General features: G+C 70.1%; 16 protein-coding genes and 1 pseudogene. 6 read left to right on the forward strand and 11 right to left on the reverse strand.

The features are described 5' to 3' along the window. Positions 1-6 precede the first annotated feature (6 nt). The 5 genes and pseudogenes from H2Q94_RS22215 to H2Q94_RS22235 form a co-directional block, all read right to left on the reverse strand. Entirely contained in the window at positions 7-1,161 is a 1,155-nt protein-coding gene (locus tag H2Q94_RS22215; protein WP_243789127.1) for a sensor histidine kinase, read from the reverse strand. Continuing rightward, a pseudogene (locus H2Q94_RS22220) lies at positions 1,158-1,843 on the reverse strand (response regulator transcription factor). Before H2Q94_RS22220 ends, H2Q94_RS22215 begins: the two are co-directional and overlap by 4 nt. 81 nt (positions 1,844-1,924) lie before the next feature. Next, positions 1,925-3,856: a 1-deoxy-D-xylulose-5-phosphate synthase gene (gene dxs / locus H2Q94_RS22225; RefSeq protein ID WP_243789128.1), complete on the reverse strand. Its 1,932-nt coding sequence runs from the start codon at positions 3,854-3,856 to the stop codon at positions 1,925-1,927. 396 nt (positions 3,857-4,252) lie between these two features. Continuing rightward, complete coding sequence (locus tag H2Q94_RS22230; protein ID WP_243789129.1) at positions 4,253-5,497, reverse strand: class I SAM-dependent RNA methyltransferase; 1,245 nt, start codon at positions 5,495-5,497, stop codon at positions 4,253-4,255. Continuing rightward, the gene (locus H2Q94_RS22235) at positions 5,494-7,500 is read right to left on the reverse strand and encodes an APC family permease (protein ID WP_243789130.1); all 2,007 of its coding nucleotides are present in this window, start codon (positions 7,498-7,500) and stop codon (positions 5,494-5,496) included. The genes H2Q94_RS22230 and H2Q94_RS22235 overlap by 4 nt, the downstream gene beginning before the upstream one ends. A 227-nt stretch (positions 7,501-7,727) precedes the next feature. On the opposite strand from H2Q94_RS22235, the gene H2Q94_RS22240 reads away from it, so the two are divergent. Then, positions 7,728-8,393 carry a potassium channel family protein gene (locus H2Q94_RS22240; protein WP_243789131.1) on the forward strand — a complete coding sequence of 222 codons (666 nt, stop codon included), beginning with the start codon at positions 7,728-7,730 and terminating at the stop codon, positions 8,391-8,393. Next, complete coding sequence (locus tag H2Q94_RS22245; RefSeq protein ID WP_243789132.1) at positions 8,393-9,052, forward strand: potassium channel family protein; 660 nt, start codon at positions 8,393-8,395, stop codon at positions 9,050-9,052. Before H2Q94_RS22240 ends, H2Q94_RS22245 begins: the two co-directional genes overlap by 1 nt. Positions 9,053-9,076: 24 nt before the next feature. Here the strand turns inward: H2Q94_RS22245 and H2Q94_RS22250 are convergent, their stop codons facing one another. From H2Q94_RS22250 to dut, 4 genes are all read right to left on the reverse strand, one after another. Next, positions 9,077-9,895, reverse strand: coding sequence for a DUF3159 domain-containing protein (locus H2Q94_RS22250; RefSeq protein WP_397545370.1), 819 nt, complete (start codon positions 9,893-9,895; stop codon positions 9,077-9,079). Beyond that, the gene (locus H2Q94_RS22255) at positions 9,892-10,269 is read right to left on the reverse strand and encodes an OB-fold nucleic acid binding domain-containing protein (RefSeq protein WP_243789133.1); all 378 of its coding nucleotides are present in this window, start codon (positions 10,267-10,269) and stop codon (positions 9,892-9,894) included. Before H2Q94_RS22255 ends, H2Q94_RS22250 begins: the two co-directional genes overlap by 4 nt. Before the next feature lie 262 nt (positions 10,270-10,531). Then, positions 10,532-11,173, reverse strand: coding sequence for a DUF3710 domain-containing protein (locus H2Q94_RS22260; protein ID WP_243789134.1), 642 nt, complete (start codon positions 11,171-11,173; stop codon positions 10,532-10,534). Positions 11,174-11,177: 4 nt separating this feature from the next. Continuing rightward, positions 11,178-11,672, reverse strand: coding sequence for a dUTP diphosphatase (gene dut / locus H2Q94_RS22265; RefSeq protein ID WP_243789135.1), 495 nt, complete (start codon positions 11,670-11,672; stop codon positions 11,178-11,180). Between the two features lie 24 nt (positions 11,673-11,696). On the opposite strand from dut, the gene H2Q94_RS22270 reads away from it, so the two are divergent. After that, the gene (locus H2Q94_RS22270; protein WP_243789136.1) at positions 11,697-12,212 is read left to right on the forward strand and encodes a DUF3093 domain-containing protein; all 516 of its coding nucleotides are present in this window, start codon (positions 11,697-11,699) and stop codon (positions 12,210-12,212) included. A 396-nt stretch (positions 12,213-12,608) separates the two neighbouring features. On the opposite strand, the gene H2Q94_RS22275 is transcribed toward H2Q94_RS22270, so the two are convergent. Next, positions 12,609-12,911: a DUF4193 domain-containing protein gene (locus H2Q94_RS22275; protein WP_243789137.1), complete on the reverse strand. Its 303-nt coding sequence runs from the start codon at positions 12,909-12,911 to the stop codon at positions 12,609-12,611. Positions 12,912-13,293: 382 nt separating this feature from the next. Between H2Q94_RS22275 and cei the strand changes: the two genes are divergently transcribed. Next, positions 13,294-13,998, forward strand: a complete 705-nt coding sequence (gene cei / locus H2Q94_RS22280; RefSeq protein WP_243789138.1) for an envelope integrity protein Cei — start codon at positions 13,294-13,296, stop codon at positions 13,996-13,998. 91 nt (positions 13,999-14,089) lie between these two features. On the opposite strand, the gene H2Q94_RS22285 is transcribed toward cei, so the two are convergent. Further along, the gene (locus H2Q94_RS22285) at positions 14,090-14,905 is read right to left on the reverse strand and encodes an inositol monophosphatase family protein (protein WP_243789139.1); all 816 of its coding nucleotides are present in this window, start codon (positions 14,903-14,905) and stop codon (positions 14,090-14,092) included. A gap of 78 nt (positions 14,906-14,983) precedes the next feature. On the opposite strand from H2Q94_RS22285, the gene ppgK reads away from it, so the two are divergent. Both ppgK and H2Q94_RS22295 read left to right on the forward strand, forming a co-directional pair. Further along, positions 14,984-15,745 (forward strand): polyphosphate--glucose phosphotransferase, encoded by a 762-nt coding sequence (gene ppgK / locus H2Q94_RS22290; RefSeq protein ID WP_243789140.1) that lies wholly within the window; start codon positions 14,984-14,986, stop codon positions 15,743-15,745. A gap of 305 nt (positions 15,746-16,050) precedes the next feature. After that, on the forward strand, positions 16,051-17,457 hold the full coding sequence (locus H2Q94_RS22295) for an RNA polymerase sigma factor (RefSeq protein WP_309501180.1): 1,407 nt from the start codon (positions 16,051-16,053) through the stop codon (positions 17,455-17,457). Positions 17,458-17,534: the final 77 nt, after the last annotated feature.

Genomic DNA, 17,534 nt, shown 5'->3' on the forward strand with positions numbered 1-17,534 from the left:
ATCTGCTCAGAATGTGGGCAGCTCAACGGTGACGGTGAGACCGCCCCCTTCGACGGGCCGGGCGGTGACGCGGCCGCCGTGAGCGATGACGGCGGCTCGGACGATGGACAGGCCCAGGCCCGCGCCGGTGCGGGCGGTTCGCTGGACGCCGGCGCGACGGAACGGGTCGAACAGGGCGTCCACCTGATCCAGGTCGATCAGCGGACCGGAGGACGACACCCGCAACAGTGCCGAAGGTCCGGTCGGCGTCGTCTCGACCTCGACCCAACCGCCGTCGACGTTGTGCCGCACGGCGTTCTCCAGCAGGTTGCCCGCGACGCGTTCCAGCAGCGCGGGATCACCCAGCACGAACGCCGGTTCACCGTGGCAGGTGATCCGCACCGACCGCGCCTGCGCCTCAGCCTCGACGCCGCGTCGGGCTCGGGTCGCCACCTCGTTGAGGTCCACCCGCTCCCGATCCGCGAGCTCCGCGCCGTCCGTGCGGGCCAGCAGCAGCAACGACTCCACCAGGCGTTCGGCGCGGGCCGCTGCCTCCCGCAGTACGGCGGCCATCCGGCGCAGCTCGGCGGCGTCCGCTTCCGGGTCGGCGAGCGTCACGTCCAGCTCGGTGCGGATCACCGACAGCGGCGTGCGCAGCTCGTGGCTGGCGTTGGCGACGAAGCGGCGCTGCGAATCGAACGCCGTCTGCAACCGGTCCAGCATCGCGTCGAAGGTGTCGGCCAGCTCAGCGACCTCGTCCCGTGGGCCGCTGAGCGTGATCCGCTCGTCCAGCGACTCCGCCGACAACCGGCGTGCCGAGTCCGTGACCTCGTGCAACGGGCGCAGCACCCGGCCGGTGACCGTCCACGCCAGCACCGCGGCCGCCAGCACCACCGCGACGAACGCGAGACCGCCGACGACGAGCACCTGCTCCCGTGCCGAGGACCGCAACGCCGCGCCCAGGTGTTCGGCGGGCACCGCCACATCACCGAGCCGCACCAGGCCGCCCGCGGGCAGCCGCGGCACCCCGGCGACCACGTTGCCCACCAGCATCCAGCCCAGCCACAGCAGCAACGCGCTCACCGCCGCGACCAGACCGGTGGCCAGCAGCGTCAGCCGAACCCGCAGCCCGGGACCGCGACGAGTCAACGGCCTGGTCGGCACCGATCGGGCCACGCTCACGCCCCGGCGTGTTCGGCACGGCCCGCCGTGGGCACCCGGTAACCGGAGCCGACGACGGTGTCGATGACGCCGGGCTCTCCCAGCTTCTTGCGCAAGGTCATCATCGTGACCCGCACGGTCGTGGTGAACGGGTCGGCGTGCTCGTCCCACACCCGTTCCAGCAGTTCCTCCGAGCTGACCACGGCACCGCCGGCGGCGAGCAGCACTTCGAGGACGCCGAACTCCTTGCGGGTCAGCTCGACCTCGGCGCCGTCGCGCCGCACCACCCGGCGTGCCGGGTCCAGCGACAGACCGAGCGCGGTCAGCAACGGGGCACCGCCGGAGTCGCACGCCTGCCCAGCGCCCGCACCCGAGCGGTCAGCTCCGGGAACGCGAACGGTTTCGCCAAGTAGTCGTCGGCGCCCAGCGACAGCCCGTCCACCCGGTCCTGCACGGTGCCGCTCGCGGTCAGCATGAGCACCCGCGTGATCTCGCCGGAGGCGACCACCTCGCGGCACAGTTCATCACCGGACATCGCAGGCAGGTCGCGGTCCAGCACGATCACGTCGTAGCGGGTGATCGACGCCTTCTCCTGACCGCTCTCGCCGTCGTAGGCGACGTCGACCGCCATGCCCTCCCGCCGCAGTCCGCGGGCGATCGCGTCCGCCAGCGGCTGCTCGTCCTCGACCACAAGGATTCGCACCCGTTCACCGTGCCACAACCGGCTCAGGTGGGGATCACCAGCGGTGGGCGACCAGGTGTCCGGCCGCCCATCGCGACGGGCTCACGCCTCGCGGCGAACGGGGCTGTCGAGCTCGGTGTTCTGCTGCGCCGTGCGGATCCGGTCGGCGAACCACTCCGTGACGCGCCGCGCCACGTCCTGCTCGGTCAGGCCCAGCTCCGCGAGCACCTGCTCGCGCGAAGCGTGCAGCAGGAACTCGTTCGGCACCGCGAGATCGCGCAGCGGCACGTCCACCGCGGCGTCGCGCAGCGCGGCAGCCAGCGACCAGCCGAAACCGCCGTTGCGCCCGGAATCCTCCAGCGTCACGACCAGCTTGTGCTCGGCAGCCATCGTCACGACCTGCTCCGGAACCGGCTTCACCCAGCGCGGGTCGACGACGGTCACCCCGATGCCCTGCGCGGCCAGCCGCCGCGCCGCGGCCACCGCGGTCTCACCGAACGCGCCGACCGCGGCGAGCAGCACGTCGCTGTGCTCCCCGTTCGCGGGGCGATGCAGCACGTCCACGCCGCCGACGCGTTCCAGCGCCGGCACCTCCTCGATCACGGATCCCTTCGAGAACCGCACCACCGTCGGCCCGTCATCAACGGCGACGGCCTCGCGCAGCTCCTCGCGCAGCGTCACCGCGTCCCGCGGCGCCGCGACCTGGACGCCGGGGATCACGCCGAGGATCGACAGGTCCCACATGCCGTTGTGGCTGGCGCCGTCGTCGCCGGTGATGCCGGAGCGGTCCAAGGTCACCGTCACCGGCTGGCGGTGCAGCGCCACGTCCATCAGCAGCTGGTCGAACGCGCGGTTCAAGAACGTCGAGTACACCGCGAACACCGGGTGCAACCCGCCCATCGCCATGCCTGCGGCGGACGTCATCGCGTGCTGCTCGGCGATGCCCACGTCGAAGCACCGGTCCGGATAGGCCTTGGCGAACTTGTCCAGGCCCGTCGGCCCGAGCATCGCGGCCGTCATCGCCACCACGTCGGCGCGCTCGCCGCCGATGCGCACCAGCTCTTCGGAGAACACGTTCGTCCAGCTCTTCGGCGCAGGCGAAGTCGGCACCCCCGTCTCGGGGTTGATCACCTTCACCTGGTGCATCTGGTCGGCCTCGTGGTTCTCCGCCGGGGCGAAACCGTTGCCCTTGCGGGTCACCGCGTGCACGATCACCGGGCCGCCGAAGGAACGCGCCATGGTCAGCGCCTGCTCCATGGCCTTCATGTCGTGGCCGTCGACCGGGCCGAGGTACTTGATGCCGAGGTCGGAGAACATGACCTGCGGGCTGAACGCGTCCTTGAGCCCGGACTTCGCGGCGTGCAGACCGGTGTAGAGCGGCCTGCCGACCACGGGCAGGTTGCGCAGCGTGCTGCGGCCGCGCTCCAGCGCCTTCTCGTAGCCGGGGTTGAGCCGCAGCGCGGACAGGTGCTCGGCGAAACCACCGATGGTGGGCGCGTAGGAGCGGCCGTTGTCGTTGACGATGATGACCAGCGGGCGTTCCTGGTCAGCGGCGATGTTGTTCAGCGCCTCCCAGCACATGCCGCCGGTGAGCGCGCCGTCGCCGACGACCGCCACCGCGTGCCGCCCGCCGCCGGTGAGCTGGAACGACCGGGCCAGGCCGTCGGCGTAGGACAGCGAGGTGGAGGCGTGCGAATTCTCCACCAGGTCGTGTTCGCTCTCCGCTCGCGACGGGTAGCCGGACAGACCGTCGCGCTTGCGGAGCCGGTCGAAGCCGTCCTGCCTACCGGTCACGATCTTGTGCACGTACGCCTGGTGCCCGGTGTCGAAGACCACCGCGTCCCGAGGCGAGTCGAACACCCGGTGCAGGGCCAGCGTGAGTTCCAATGCGCCCAGGTTCGGGCCGAGGTGCCCGCCTGTGCGAGACACCTTCTGGATCAAGAAGGAGCGGATCTCAGCGGCCAGCTCGACCAGCTCACCGTGCTCCAGGCGTTTCAGGTCGGCCGGACCTTGCACGGATTCCAGCAGCGTCACCGCTCCACCTCGTTCATCATCCCGCGTCAGTTGCCTTCACCGCCCGTGCGGGGCGCCTCGCGACGGCCGCGCACCCCTGGGGACCGGCGACCAGTCTACGGAGCACGACCACCCACCCGGGACAAGGTACGCAGCCCTAGGAGATGCGAACGCACCGGTCCGGATGACGACGACAAGGGTGAGACCGGCTACTACGGGCGTGATGACACGGTCGGAACCCGCTTGAACACCGCGATTTCCTTCGGTCGAGTGGAGCAAGCACCACCCGTTTCGAGTAACGCGATCACGGAAAGTTCCGGATTCGGCGGAGTTCGTTCCCGCTCGCGCGAGACCGTCGCCGCGGAGACCGCGCGGCGGCCACGGCTCCCCGCATGAACGCGGAGAGCCGTCCGCGCGTCAGCTCTCGCGCTCCAGCAGGGCGATGCACTCCATGTGGTGCGTCATCGGGAACGCGTCGAACGCCTCCAAGTCGGCGAGCCGATACCCCTGCTCGGCGAACAGGCTCACATCGCGCGCCAGCGCGGCCGGATCGCACGCCACGTGCACCACCCGCGCCGGCCCGACCCCGCACACCGCCTCGACGATCTGCCGTCCCGCGCCCTTGCGCGGCGGGTCCAGCACGACCACGTCCGGCGTGGGCAGGGTGTCGTCGGCGAGGACGTCCTCGACGGTGCCCGCCCGGAACGACACCTGCGGCAGGTCGCGCAGGTTCGCCACCGCGTCCTCAGTGGCCCGGCGCGAGGACTCCACCATGAACACCTCGCCCGCAGGCCCCGCCTGCTCGGCCAGCACCGCGGCGAACAGGCCCACGCCGCCGTAGAGGTCCCACGCCACACCGCCCGAAGGCACCGCGGCCAGCCGCCCGACGACCTCGGCGAACGTGTCCGCCGCCGCCGGGTGCACCTGCCAGAAGCCGTCCGCGGAGAACTCCCACGAGCGCCCCGCCGCCCGTTCCCGGGCGACAGCGGAACCTCGCACCTGCGTGTTGACCACCGCGGGCCGTTTGCCACGGCGGCGCTGCGGCGCGCGTTCCCGCTGCGTCACGTGGACCTCGGAGTTCGCGTCCGCGGCGACCTCCAGCTCGGCGCCTTGCGGCCACTCGCGGTCGGTCAGCCCGTCCAACGCTCCCTGCACCGTGATCGGGCAGTCGTCCACCGGCAGCACCCGGTGGCTGCGGTGCGGGTGGAAACCGGGCCGCCCCACCCGGTCCACCGCCAGGCGCACCCTGGTGCGCCAGCGCAGCAGACCACCCGGCAACTCCCGCACCTCGACCTCGCGGTCCAAGCCCGCGAGGCGCTGCAGCTGCTCCCGGATCACGGCCGCCTTCAGCTCCCGCTGCGTGGTGCCGTCCGCGTGCTGCCAGTCGCACCCGCCGCAGCGATCGTGGCCCAGCGCCATGTCCGCCAGCGGGCACGGCGGCGCGACGCGCCCCTCCGCAGCGGTGAACACCTCCACCGCATCGGCTCGGCAGAACCCCTTCCCGGGGTCGTCGGTGACCTCCGCGAGGACCACCTCACCCGGCAAGGCGTGACGCACGAACACGACCCGTCCCTCATGCCTGGCCACGCAATGGCCACCGTGCGCCACCGGCCCCACGTCCAGCTTCAGACGCTTGCCGGTCCAATCCAACTTGCCGGTCACCGACGTTCAGTCCCCTTCGATTCGCCCAAACCGCGACGCAACGCGCCCGGCATGACTCGCGGCTTGCGCTGCTTCGCACGGGTCGACGACGCGAGCTGCCACGGCACACTCGTCACCATCACACCCGGCTCGAACAGCAGCCTGCCTTTGAGCCGCAACGCACTCTGGTTGTGCAGCACCTGCTCCCACCAGTGCCCCACCACGTACTCCGGGATGAACACGGTCACCACGTCGCGCGGGCTGTTGCGGCGGATCCGCTTCACGTATTCGATCAGCGGCCGAGTCACCTCACGGTACGGGGACTCGATGACCTTCAACGGCACCGGCATGTCCTTCGACTCCCAGGTCGCCCTGAGCATCCGGGTTCCCGAGTCGTCGACGTTCACCGTGACCGCCTCCAACGTGTCCGGACGGGTCGCCCGCGCGTACGCCACCGCGCGCAACGTGGGCAGGTGCAGCTGTGAGACCAGCACGATGGCGTAGTTCCGGGACGGCAGCACGGCGGGTTCGTCGTACTGCGCCAACTCCTCCTGCACCGAGTCGTAATGCCTGCGGATCGCGGTCATCAGCAGGTAGATCGCGCCCATCGCCGCCAGCGCGATCCATGCGCCCTTCGCGAACTTCGTCACCAGCACGATCACCAGCACCGAGCCGGTCAGCACCAGCCCGAACCCGTTGATCGCCTGGGAGCGCCGCATCCGGCGCCGCTGCGCCTGGTCCTTCTCCTTGCGCAGCAACCGGTTCCAGTGCCGCACCATGCCGGTCTGGCTCACCGTGAACGACACGAACACGCCCACCACGTACAGCTGCACCAGCCGGGTGACCTCGGCGTCGAAGGCCAGCACCAGCACCACCGCGAACGCGGCCAGGAACAGGATCCCGTTGGAGAACGCCAGCCGGTCGCCTCGGGTGTGGAACTGACGCGGCAGGTAGCGGTCCTGAGCGAGGATCGATCCGAGCACCGGGAACCCGTTGAACGCGGTGTTCGCAGCCAGCACCAGGATGATCGCGGTCGCCGCCGTCACGAAGAACGCGCCGGGTGGGAACACGTCGAACACCGCGCCCGCGATCTGCGCGACCATCGTGTGCTGCTCGTAACCGGCAGGCGCCGAGGTGATCTGCGCGGCCGGGTTCTCCGCGAGCCGCACCCCGGTGATCTGGGCGAGCCAGATCAGGCCCATCAGCATCACCACCGAGATGGAACCCATCATCAGCAGCGTCGTCGCGGCGTTGCGCGATTTGGGCTTCTGGAAGGCGGGGACGCCGTTGCTGATCGCCTCCACCCCGGTCAGCGCGGCCGCGCCCTGGGAGAACGCGCGCATCATCAGGAACACGAACGCCAGCCCCGCCAGCTGGTTCTCGTCCGGCATGATCTCGACGGAGGCGCTCTCGGCGCGCATCGGCTGGTCCAGCACCACGGCCCGGAACAGGCCGAAGGCGATCATCCCCAGCACGCCGAGCAGGAACGCGTACACCGGCACGGCGAGGAAACCGCCGGATTCGCGCAGCCCGCGCAGGTTGACCGCGGTGAGCAGCACGATCGCCGCGACCGCGAACCACTCCTTGTGGGTGGCCACGAACGGGCTCAGCGCGCCGACGTTCGCCGCCGCGGAGGAGATCGACACCGCGACCGTCAGCACGTAGTCGACGAGCAGTGCGCTGGCCACCGTGAGCCCGGCCTGCTTGCCCAGGTTCACCGTCGCGACCTCGTAGTCACCACCGCCCGACGGGTAGGCCCGCACGTTCTGCCGGTAGCTCGCCACGACGGTGAGCATCACCAGCGCGACCAGCGCCCCCACCCACGGCGTGAACGCGTAGGCGGACATCCCGGCGACGGAGAGCACCAGGAAGATCTCTTCCGGCGCGTAGGCCACCGACGACATGGCGTCGGAGGCGAACACCGGCAACGCCAGCCGCTTGGGCAGCAATGTGTGCGACAACCGGTCACTGCGGAACGGACGCCCCACCAGCAGGCGTTTTGTCGCGGTCGCGAGCTTGGACACGGCCATGAGCGTAAGTGCTTCACTCGCGTGCGCTCCCGCGCCCGGCCGCGTCGTGGTGCGGACCGGCCGGCGCACTGTCCCGCGCTGCGAACCTCGGATACGGTGCACCGCTGAAAGCGACGGTCCCTGTCGCGGCGTGCGTGCGGAGCCGCGCAGGTGTCCGGCCGGGTACCGTCACGCTGACGCGGCGGCATGCCGCCGACATGCCCGTGACAAGGAGACAGGCCGTGCACGTCGTGATCTTGGGCTGCGGCCGGGTCGGAGCCTCCTTGGCCACCGCTCTGCAACGGCTCGACCACACCGTCGCCGTGGTGGACAAGGACGGCACCGCGTTCCACCGGCTCGGCAAGGACTTCACCGGCCAGCAGATCACCGGCAACGGCTTCGACCGGGACGTGCTCGTGGAAGCGGGCATCGAATCCGCCGCGGCGTTCGCGGCGGTCTCCAACGGTGACAACTCCAACATCATCGCCGCCCGGGTGGCCCGCGAGACCTTCGGCGTGGAGCACGTCGTCGCCCGCATCTACGACCCCAAGCGAGCCGAGGTCTACCAGCGGCTCGGCATTCCCACGGTGGCCACCGTGCCGTGGACCACGGACCGCTTCCTGCGGATGCTGCTGCCGGAGGGCGTCGCCACCGCCTGGCGGGAACCGTCCGGCGCGGTCGCCGTGCTGCAGCTGCCGCTGCACCAGGACTGGGTGGGACGCCGCGTCGTCGAGCTGCAGGACACCATCGGTGCCCGCGTCGCGTTCATCATGCGGTTCGGCAACGGCGTGCTGCCGGAACCGAAGACCGTCATCCAAGCCGACGACACGCTCTACGTCGCCGCGCTGTCGGGCACCGTCACCGACGTCACCGCAGCCGCTCTGCGCGCACCGGAGGAGACCGATTGATGCGCATCGCCATCGCCGGAGCCGGAGCCGTCGGCCACTCCATCGCCAACGAACTGCTCGACGGCGGCCACGAGGTCATGCTCATCGAGCGCAGCACCGAGAACTACCGGCCGAAGACCATTCCGGGCGTCGAATGGGTCTTGGCCGACGCCTGCGAACTCGCCTCGCTGGAAGAGGCCGGGCTGCAGTCCTGCGACGTGGTCATCGCGGCCACCGGCGACGACAAGGTCAACCTCGTCGTCGCGCTGCTGGCGAAGACCGAGTTCGCGGTGCGTCGCGTGGTCGCCAGGGTCAACGATCCGCGCAACGAGTGGCTGTTCACCGACGCCTGGGGCGTGGACGTCGCCGTGTCCACGCCGCGGATGCTGGCCGCGATGGTCGAGGAGGCCGTCAACGTCGGCGACCTGGTGCGGCTGATGACGCTGCGCCAGGGCCAGGCGAACCTGGTCGAGATCACGCTCCCGCCGGACACGCCGCTGGCCGGGAGCCGGGTCCGGGATCTCGCGCTGCCACCGGACGCGGCGCTGGTGACGATCCTGCGCGGCGGCCGGGTCATCGTGCCGCAGCCGGACGATCCGGTGGAGCCGGGCGACGAGATGCTGTTCGTCACCGCCGCGGAGATGGAACAGCAGATCCGCGAAGTCGTCCACGGTCGCTGACCGCGCGCGAGCCGTCCCGGCAGGTCAGTTGTCGGCCGGGCCGGGACGCTCGGCGGACTGCTCCGGCTGCTGGGCGTATCGGGCGTACGCCGCCTGGTCCTCCGCGAGTTCCCGATCGGCCGTCTCCTGCGCGATCTTCGAAGCGCGGCGGACGGCCCAGACCGTCACGATCAGCGCCAACGCGGTCAGCGGATAACCCATGGCGATGCGGGCGAAAGCCAGCCAGCCGGTCTGGTCCGCGTTGTACAGCCACTGCTGCACGACGTACTTCGCGGCGAACACCACGACCCACGCCAAGGTCGCCAGGTCGTAGCCGCGCAGCGCGGCGCGCTGCTTGCGCCAGTCCATGCCCAGCGAGTTCAACGCCGACCAGGCCACGCCGACCAGCGGCCAGCGCACCAGGACCGACACCAGGAACACTCCGCCGTACACCAGGCTCGTCCAGATGCCCAGCAGGAAGAATCCCTTCGCGTCACCGGATCGGTAGGCGATGAACGAGCACACCGCCACACCCAGCACGCCGGAGATCGCGGGCTGCAGCGGTTCCTTTCGCACCAGTCGCCACACGGCGATGGCCACCGCCAGCCCGACGGCCGCCCAGATCGCGGGCATCAGGCTGGTCAACGCGTTGACCACGACGAAGACCACAATCGGCACGGCCGAATAGGCGAGTCCGGAGACACCGCCCATCTGCTCCAGCAAGGTCTGCTCGGCAGCCGGTGTTCCCTCCGGAGCGGGATCCGCGGTGTCGCCCGGTGGCGACTGTCCCGGCGCGTCGGCGGGGCCGGCGGGCGAAGCCGAGGCGTGCCGCGGGTCGGATGCGGGTGTTTCGCGTTCGCTCATGCGGTGTTCTGCAACTCGTAGTAGGGGTTGTACAGCACCTTGCAGCCGTCCCGGACCGCGATCCTGCCGCGAGCCTTGACGGTGCGTCCCGGTTCGATGCCGGTGATCCGGCGCCGACCGAGCCACACCAGGGTGACGCCCTCGGTGCCGTCGAACAGTTCGGCTTCCAGCGTCGGCGCGGAGTTCTTCGGCGACATGTCCACGCTGCGCAGCCTGCCGAGCACCACGGCCTCTTGGCCGCATCGGCAGTCACAGGCCCGCTGCGCCCCGTCCGCCTGCGAGCGTTCGGAGAGGTCGTCGGCGTCGAGCTCGGCCACATCGCTGGTCAACCGACGCATGAGGCGGCGCCAGTAGCCGCCCCCGGTGTTGCTCATCGCTAGCGCTCCACGTACGCCTGGGATCGAGACACGACCGGCGGGCACCGCCGGAAGCGGTGAACACCGGAGCTTCCGGTGACTTCTCGGGGCACTGCTGCGCGCTCCGAACACCAGCGTAGCCCGTGCTCAGCAGCACGTCGCCACCCTGGCGGCAAATCGAACTTGATCACACGATCGGGTTCGTCCGAACCGTTCGAGGGGTCCTGCGGCGCCGGCCGACGCGACAGGACCACCCCCGGAAAAGCGAAACCGGCAGCAGTCAGGCCTGCTGCTCGCCGTTCTGCGTCTGCTGGATGTGCCGCGCGATGGACTCCGGCAACTCGATCGGCAGCGGCGTGCGCACCGGCAGCGGATCGTCACCCCGCACCACGACGGTGTTGTCCAGCACCGTGTACAGCAGCTTCGAGCACGCCTCGGCGCTCTCCTCCGGCCCGGCCGCCACGCCTCGGACCATCCAGCGCGGACCGTCGATGCCGACGAACCGCAGCACCGCGCGCGGCGAGTCGGCGACCAGTTCCGGCCCCCACTCGCCGTCCTGCTGGCCGACCTTGGCGCCGTCGCGGCGCAGCTGCTCCGCCAGCTCGTTGCGCACCTCGGGCCACAGCGCGGCACTGCGCGGGGCGGCGAACGCGCTGATGGTCAACCGGCCCACCTGGGTCACCAGGTGCACGGCGCGCACCGGACCCGACGGGTCCACCTCGACCTGCAGCTGACTGCCCTCCGGGATCGGCAACCGCACCGACCCCAGGTCCAGCCGTTCCATGTCGTCACCCGCGGGCAGCTCGCTGAGGTCGTACGGCCCCAGACCAGTCTCGTCCTCGGTGGCGAAACCGTCCGCGTTCTCGGACGGCCCGGCCTCGTCCTGCCGCGAGCCTCGCCCGCGACGGCCCAATCCGAACATCCCCTCAGACCTCCGTCCTGTGATCGGCCCCGGCGGACGCCGGCCCCGTCAGCACCTCGTGCCCGCCGGTGGATCCATGACCACCGGCCCCCCGCTGCGACTCGGGCAGCTGCTCGACCTCCTCGAACACCGCGTTCTCGACGCGTTGCACGACCAGCTGCGCGATGCGGTCACCGCGTCGCAACGCCAAGGTCTCAGCACGATCATGATTGATCAAGCAGACCTTGATCTCACCCCGGTACCCCGAGTCGACCGTGCCGGGAGCGTTCACCACCCCCAAACCGGCCCGCGCGGCCAGTCCGGAACGCGGGTGCACGAAACCGGCATAGCCCTCCGGTAACGCCAACGAGACGCCGGTACCGACGAGCGCGCGCTCACCGGGCCGCAGCACCAAGTCGCTGGTCGTCACCAGATCGGCGCCGGCATCACCCGGCCGGGCGTAGGACGGGATCGGGACGTCGGGGTCGAGACGGGTCAACAGGACCTTCACGTTCGGCACGGGCGGCGAGACTACCCTGGAGGCGTGTCGGAGAGCGCAGAAGCAACCAGCCCCGCCGTGGACACCCCCGGTCAGGGGAACGCGAACGAGCCCGCGGTCTACCGGGAACGACTGTTCGCTTCCTGGTGGACCTGGCCGCTACCGCTGGTCATGGCGATCCTGTTGGCCGCCGAGGTGCACATGGGCTACCCGGGCATTCGCGCCTGGCTGCCCTACGTGCTGCTGCTGCCGATCGCGGTGGCGGTGCCGCTCTGGCTCGGCCGCACGAAGATCGAGGTCACCGGTGGCGAACTGTGGGTGGGCGACGCCCACCTGCCGCTGCGGTTCATCGAGGACGCCGAAGTCGTGTCCGCCGCCGAGAAGCGCCGGGCGCTCGGCCCGGACCTGGACCCGGCCGCGTTCGTGGTGCACCGGCCGTGGGCGTCGACCTCGGTGCGAATCTGGCTCGACGACGAGGACGATCCGACGCCCTATTGGGTGGTGAGCACCCGCCGTCCGGAGCAATTGGCCGCAGCATTGCGCGGCGCTGAACCGCGCTGATACCGCCCGGTGGCGGCTTAACGGCTCCACGCTTCGCGCGATCCGCCGCCAAAGGCGACCCGGAACCGCATCCTGATTCACAGACGCCGCGCACGGTCGGGCAACGGGTGTTTCCCGACCGGGAAAACAACAAACCTGGGCGCACGACCATCGCGTGTGCCCAGGTCCGTGTTCGATTGGTGCGCCGGCCGGTCGCCGACCGATTCGCCGCGGCCGATATCCGCGACGCCGAACCGGTCGCCGCGCGGTCGGGCACCCCCGAGCCACATCGGGCTCAGGCGCCCGGACCGGTCGTGGCCCGGTCGGCAGGACCGCCCCTCCAGGTCGATCCCGTCACCGGACCATGGCCGGACGTCGCCGCAGGCCACCCCGCCCGCGGACCCCGTCCGGAACTGCTCAAGCAGCGCAATCGCGGCAGACGAGACCGCTGTTGCGCTCCTCCGCGAGCCTGCTGCGGTGATGCACCAGGAAGCAGCTGGAGCAGGTGAACTCGTCGGCCTGCTTCGGCAGGACCTTGACGGTCATCTCCTCCCCGGACAGATCGGCTCCCGGCAACTCGAAGTTCTCCGCGATCTCCGATTCATCGGCGTCGACGACGCCGGATTGCGCCTCATTGCGCCGCGCCTTGAGCTCCTCCAACGAGTCTTCCGTCATTTCCTCGGACTCGCTGCGGCGCGGAGCGTCGTAGTCGGTCGCCATCGTGATTCACCCCTGCGATAGTGGAGACTGCAATGGTGTGCCGCTGGTAAACGTTCCAGGGCTCTCATTTGTGCCCAAAGGCGTGCGTGACGGTGATCTCGCCTGCTGCGCCCCAAGTTCCCCCGAAACGAGCCTCTCTCGCTCCCCGTCACTGCCCGAGGCGCCGAGAGGGTAGCCCATTCAGGAGCTCCAGACGCATGGGGTCACCCATATGTGTGGTGTGCACTGCACCAGAGCATCCAACAAGATCACCCGGACGTCTGCCTCCGCAGACGCAACGAGTGCGACACGACGGCCCGTCCGGCGACGCGGAACCAACCGCGAACGCCTAGGCTGATCGCGCAACGTCAGATCCGATGACGGCAAGGGAGAGTGGCAGGACGTGTCAGCCGCGACTTCACGCTGGGGCCACCAAGGGCCTCGATACCGGCGACGTCGACCGCTGCCCGCCCTGCTGGTGCTGGGGCTGCTGGTCGTGCTGTCCGGGTTCATGTGGACCCGGGTCTTCGAGACCACCGAGGACGTCGAGACCGCGACCCGGTGCACCGTTCCCGGCGCGCCCACGGCGCCACCGGAGCCCACGGCCGAACCGAAGCCGGAGCAACCGGCCACGCTGGGGCAGATGCTCAGCCGGGACGCACTTGACCGCACCAACCCGATTCCGGCGCAGGACGTGCGCGTACGCGTGCTCAACGGGAACGGCGAGGCCAACCAGGCGGGCCTGATCAGCCAGGAGCTGACCAACTTCGGTTTCGCGCCCGGCGGTGAGCCGGACAACGACCCGGTCTACCCGAACTACGACCTCAACTGCCACGGTCAGATCCGCTTCGGCGGCGCAGGCGCGAGCGCGGCCCGCACGCTGAGCCTGATGGTGCCGTGCGCCCAGTTGGTGCGGGACGACCGCACCGGCTCCTCGCTGGACCTGGCGTTGGGCTCGGACTTCAAGGACATCAAGAGCAGGCCGGAGGCCCGCCAGATCCTGCAGGAGCTCAAGAACTCGCCCCCGCAGGGCAGTGCCGAGCAGGACGTGCGAGCGCCCCAGATCGACCAGGAACTGCTCACGGCCGCCCGCGACGTCGCCTGCTGAACGGATTTCGCCCGAACCAGTGACATTCGGGCCGGGAACGCGTTGATGCCCGCCTCGCCGTCCGGAACGGCGAGGCGGGCATCGTGGTGTTTCACACTTCGCCGGCTCCGGCATCGCGCAGCGCGTCACCGAGGGACGCGGCGATTCCCGGGGCCGCGCAGACCATGGCTTCATCGCCGAGGCCGTCATCAGTCCCGGCCTCCGGCAGCCGCAGGTGCGCGCCCGCTTCCTGCGCCACCAACGCTCCCGCCGCCCAATCCCACCGCTTGAGCCCGACCTCGTAGTAGGCGTCGAGCCATCCGGCCGCGACCGCGCACAGGTCGAGTGAGGCCGCTCCGGACCGGCGGATGTCCCGCACCCGGCCCAGCAACCGCCCCGTAGCCGAGGCTTGCGCGCGTCGACGCTCGACGTCGTAGGCGAACCCGGTGCCGACCAGCGCCAAGTCGAGGCGCTCGGCGCCCGACACGCGCAGCGGTGCGCCGTCGCAGAACGCCCCGCCCCCGGCGGCCGCGCTCCACACCCGCCCGGAGACGGGCTCGACCACCGCTCCGGCGATCGACCTCCCGTCGACCTGCGCGGCCAGCGACACGGCGTACCAGGGGTAGCCGTAGAGGTAGTTGACCGTGCCGTCGATCGGGTCGACGACCCAGCGGAGCCCTTCCAGCGCTGCCGCGCCGCCTTCTTCCTCACCGAGCACCGACTCGCCGGGCCGCAGTTCGGCCAGCCGGTCTCGGACGAGCCGTTCGGCCGCGCGGTCGGCCGCGGTGACGACGTCGGTCTCGGTGCTCTTCGTCCGGACGGCACCGCCGGTCACCGATTCGTCACGAATCGTGCGCGCCAGCTCGGCCGCCTCGCCCGCGACCTGCACCGCGACGGTTCGGAGGGTTTCGTTGTCCATGTCAGCCATCAATCCCACATTCACATCGCAGCACAGCGCGGTTAAGGTCTGCACACTTCGTTCTGAATCGAATAGGAAGGATCGGGCATGGGCACTGCCCGCGGTTTCGGCGTGGATATCGGCGGGTCCGGCATCAAGGGGTGTCCGGTGGACATCGACGGTGGTGTGCTGGCCGAAGAACGCATGCGAATCCCCACCCCACACCCCTCGACACCGGATGCGGTGGCCGACGCGGTCGCGGAGATAGCCGAGAAGTTCGGCTGGTCCGGCCCGGTCGGAGTCACCTTGCCCAGCGTGATCAAGGAGGGCACCGCGCACTCCGCGGCGAACATCGACAAGAGCTGGATCGGCACGGACGCGCAAGGCCTGTTCGCGGAACGGCTCGGCCGGGACCGGGCGGACGTCGCCGTGCTCAACGACGCCGACGCCGCCGGGCTCGCCGAAATGCGCTCCGGCGCGGGCGTGGGGCGTTCCGGACTCGTGGTGGTGCTGACCTTCGGCACCGGCATCGGCAGCGCGATGTTCCTGGACGGCAAACTCGTCCCGAACACCGAGTTCGGCCACATCGAGGTCGACGGGCACGACGCGGAGAAGCAGGCCGCGGCCTCGGTGAAGGACGACCTGGAACTGAGCTACCCGGAATGGGCGCCGCGGGTGAGCCGCTACATCCAAGGGCTGGAGAAGTTCCTCTGGCCCGATCTGTTCATCGCGGGCGGCGGAGTCAGCAAGAAGGCGCACAAGTGGCTGCCGTTGCTGGACATCCGTACTCCGATCGTGCCCGCGACGTTAAAGAACGATGCGGGGATCGTGGGCGCGGCGACGGCTGCGGCCGCAGGCCTCGGACACTGATCTTCAGGGATGCCGGGGCGATGTCGTCGACGTTTCCCCGGTACGCCATCCGAGTGACCGGAGCAGGACCGTGTTGCGCTGCGATGGGACCGATCTCGGCCTTGCAGCGGAACCGCACTCCACCGGCGCGGTTACAATGGAACACGACCGACCTCATCCGGGACCTCCGGCCCGGCGCCGAGCAGGCGTTCCGCCGGCTCCAAGTCCGCTTCGGAAGTTCTGGAAGGTGGGTCGTCCCCGACCTCTGGCGGCCGAGGTTTCGCGCCCTCCGGCCTGCCCTGATCGACCGTCGCGAAAGGGCGTACGTGGCAGCCGCAGAAACCGCAACCCGACGCTCCAGCTCCGCTGCAACCGCCGGCGGTGGCCAGTCTTCGTCGGCCCAGTCCGCATCCCAGTCCCAGACCGAGGCGTCCGCGCAAGAGGAAACCGGCCAGGCCGGTTCCGGCGCGGCGAAGGCCAAGTCCGCGACAGGCGCCAAGCCGGCGGGCCGCAAGACCGCCGCCAAGCCTGCGGCCAAGAAGGGCACCAAGGCCGCTCCGGCCAAGCCGGCGGCGGGCAAGGCCGGTTCCGCGAAGAACTCGGCCAAGTCCGGCGAGGGCATGGAGATCGACGAACCGATCGAGACCGACCTGACGTCGCCCGACGTCGGCGATCTCGCCGAAGTCGAAGTGGAGATCCCGGAGGAGCCGACCGTCCCCGAGGACGAGGACGGCAAGACCGACTCCGACTTCGTCTGGGACGAGGAGGAGTCCGAGGCGCTGCGGCAGGCCCGCAAGGACGCCGAGCTCACCGCCTCCGCCGACTCGGTCCGCGCCTATCTCAAGCAGATCGGCAAGGTCGCGCTGCTCAACGCCGAGGAGGAGGTCGAGCTCGCCAAGCGCATCGAGGCCGGCCTCTACGGTGCGGAGCGGTTGCGCCAGGCCGAAGAAGCCGACGAGAAGCTGACCTTCCAGATGAAGCGCGACCTGCGCTGGATCGTCCGGGACGGTGAGCGGGCCAAGAACCACCTGCTGGAAGCGAACCTGCGACTGGTGGTCAGCCTCGCCAAGCGCTACACGGGCCGCGGCATGGCGTTCCTGGACCTGATCCAGGAGGGCAACCTCGGTCTGATCCGCGCGGTGGAGAAGTTCGACTACACCAAGGGCTACAAGTTCTCCACGTACGCCACCTGGTGGATCCGTCAGGCGATCACCCGCGCGATGGCCGACCAGGCCCGCACCATCCGCATCCCGGTGCACATGGTCGAGGTCATCAACAAGCTGGGTCGCATCCAGCGCGAGCTGCTGCAGGACTTGGGCCGCGAGCCCACGCCCGAAGAGCTCGCGAAGGAAATGGACATCACCCCGGAGAAGGTGCTGGAGATCCAGCAGTACGCCCGGGAGCCGATCTCGCTGGATCAGACGATCGGCGACGAGGGCGACAGTCAGCTCGGCGACTTCATCGAAGACTCCGAGGCGGTCGTCGCCGTCGACGCCGTGTCGTTCACGCTGCTGCAGGACCAACTGCAGTCGGTGCTGGCGACGCTGTCCGAGCGGGAAGCCGGTGTGGTCCGGTTGCGTTTCGGCCTCACCGACGGCCAGCCGCGCACGCTGGACGAGATCGGCCAGGTCTACGGCGTGACGCGGGAGCGCATCCGGCAGATCGAGTCGAAGACGATGTCGAAGCTGCGTCACCCGTCCCGCTCCCAGGTGCTGCGCGACTACCTGGACTGAGCCGCTGGATACGCAAGAAGGCCGGTGCCCTGCTGGGGCGCCGGCCTTCTTCGCGTTTCGGGTCAGGAGCTGCGGAG

Source organism: Saccharopolyspora gloriosae (assembly GCF_022828475.1).
GTDB lineage: Bacteria > Actinomycetota > Actinomycetes > Mycobacteriales > Pseudonocardiaceae > Saccharopolyspora_C > Saccharopolyspora_C gloriosae_A.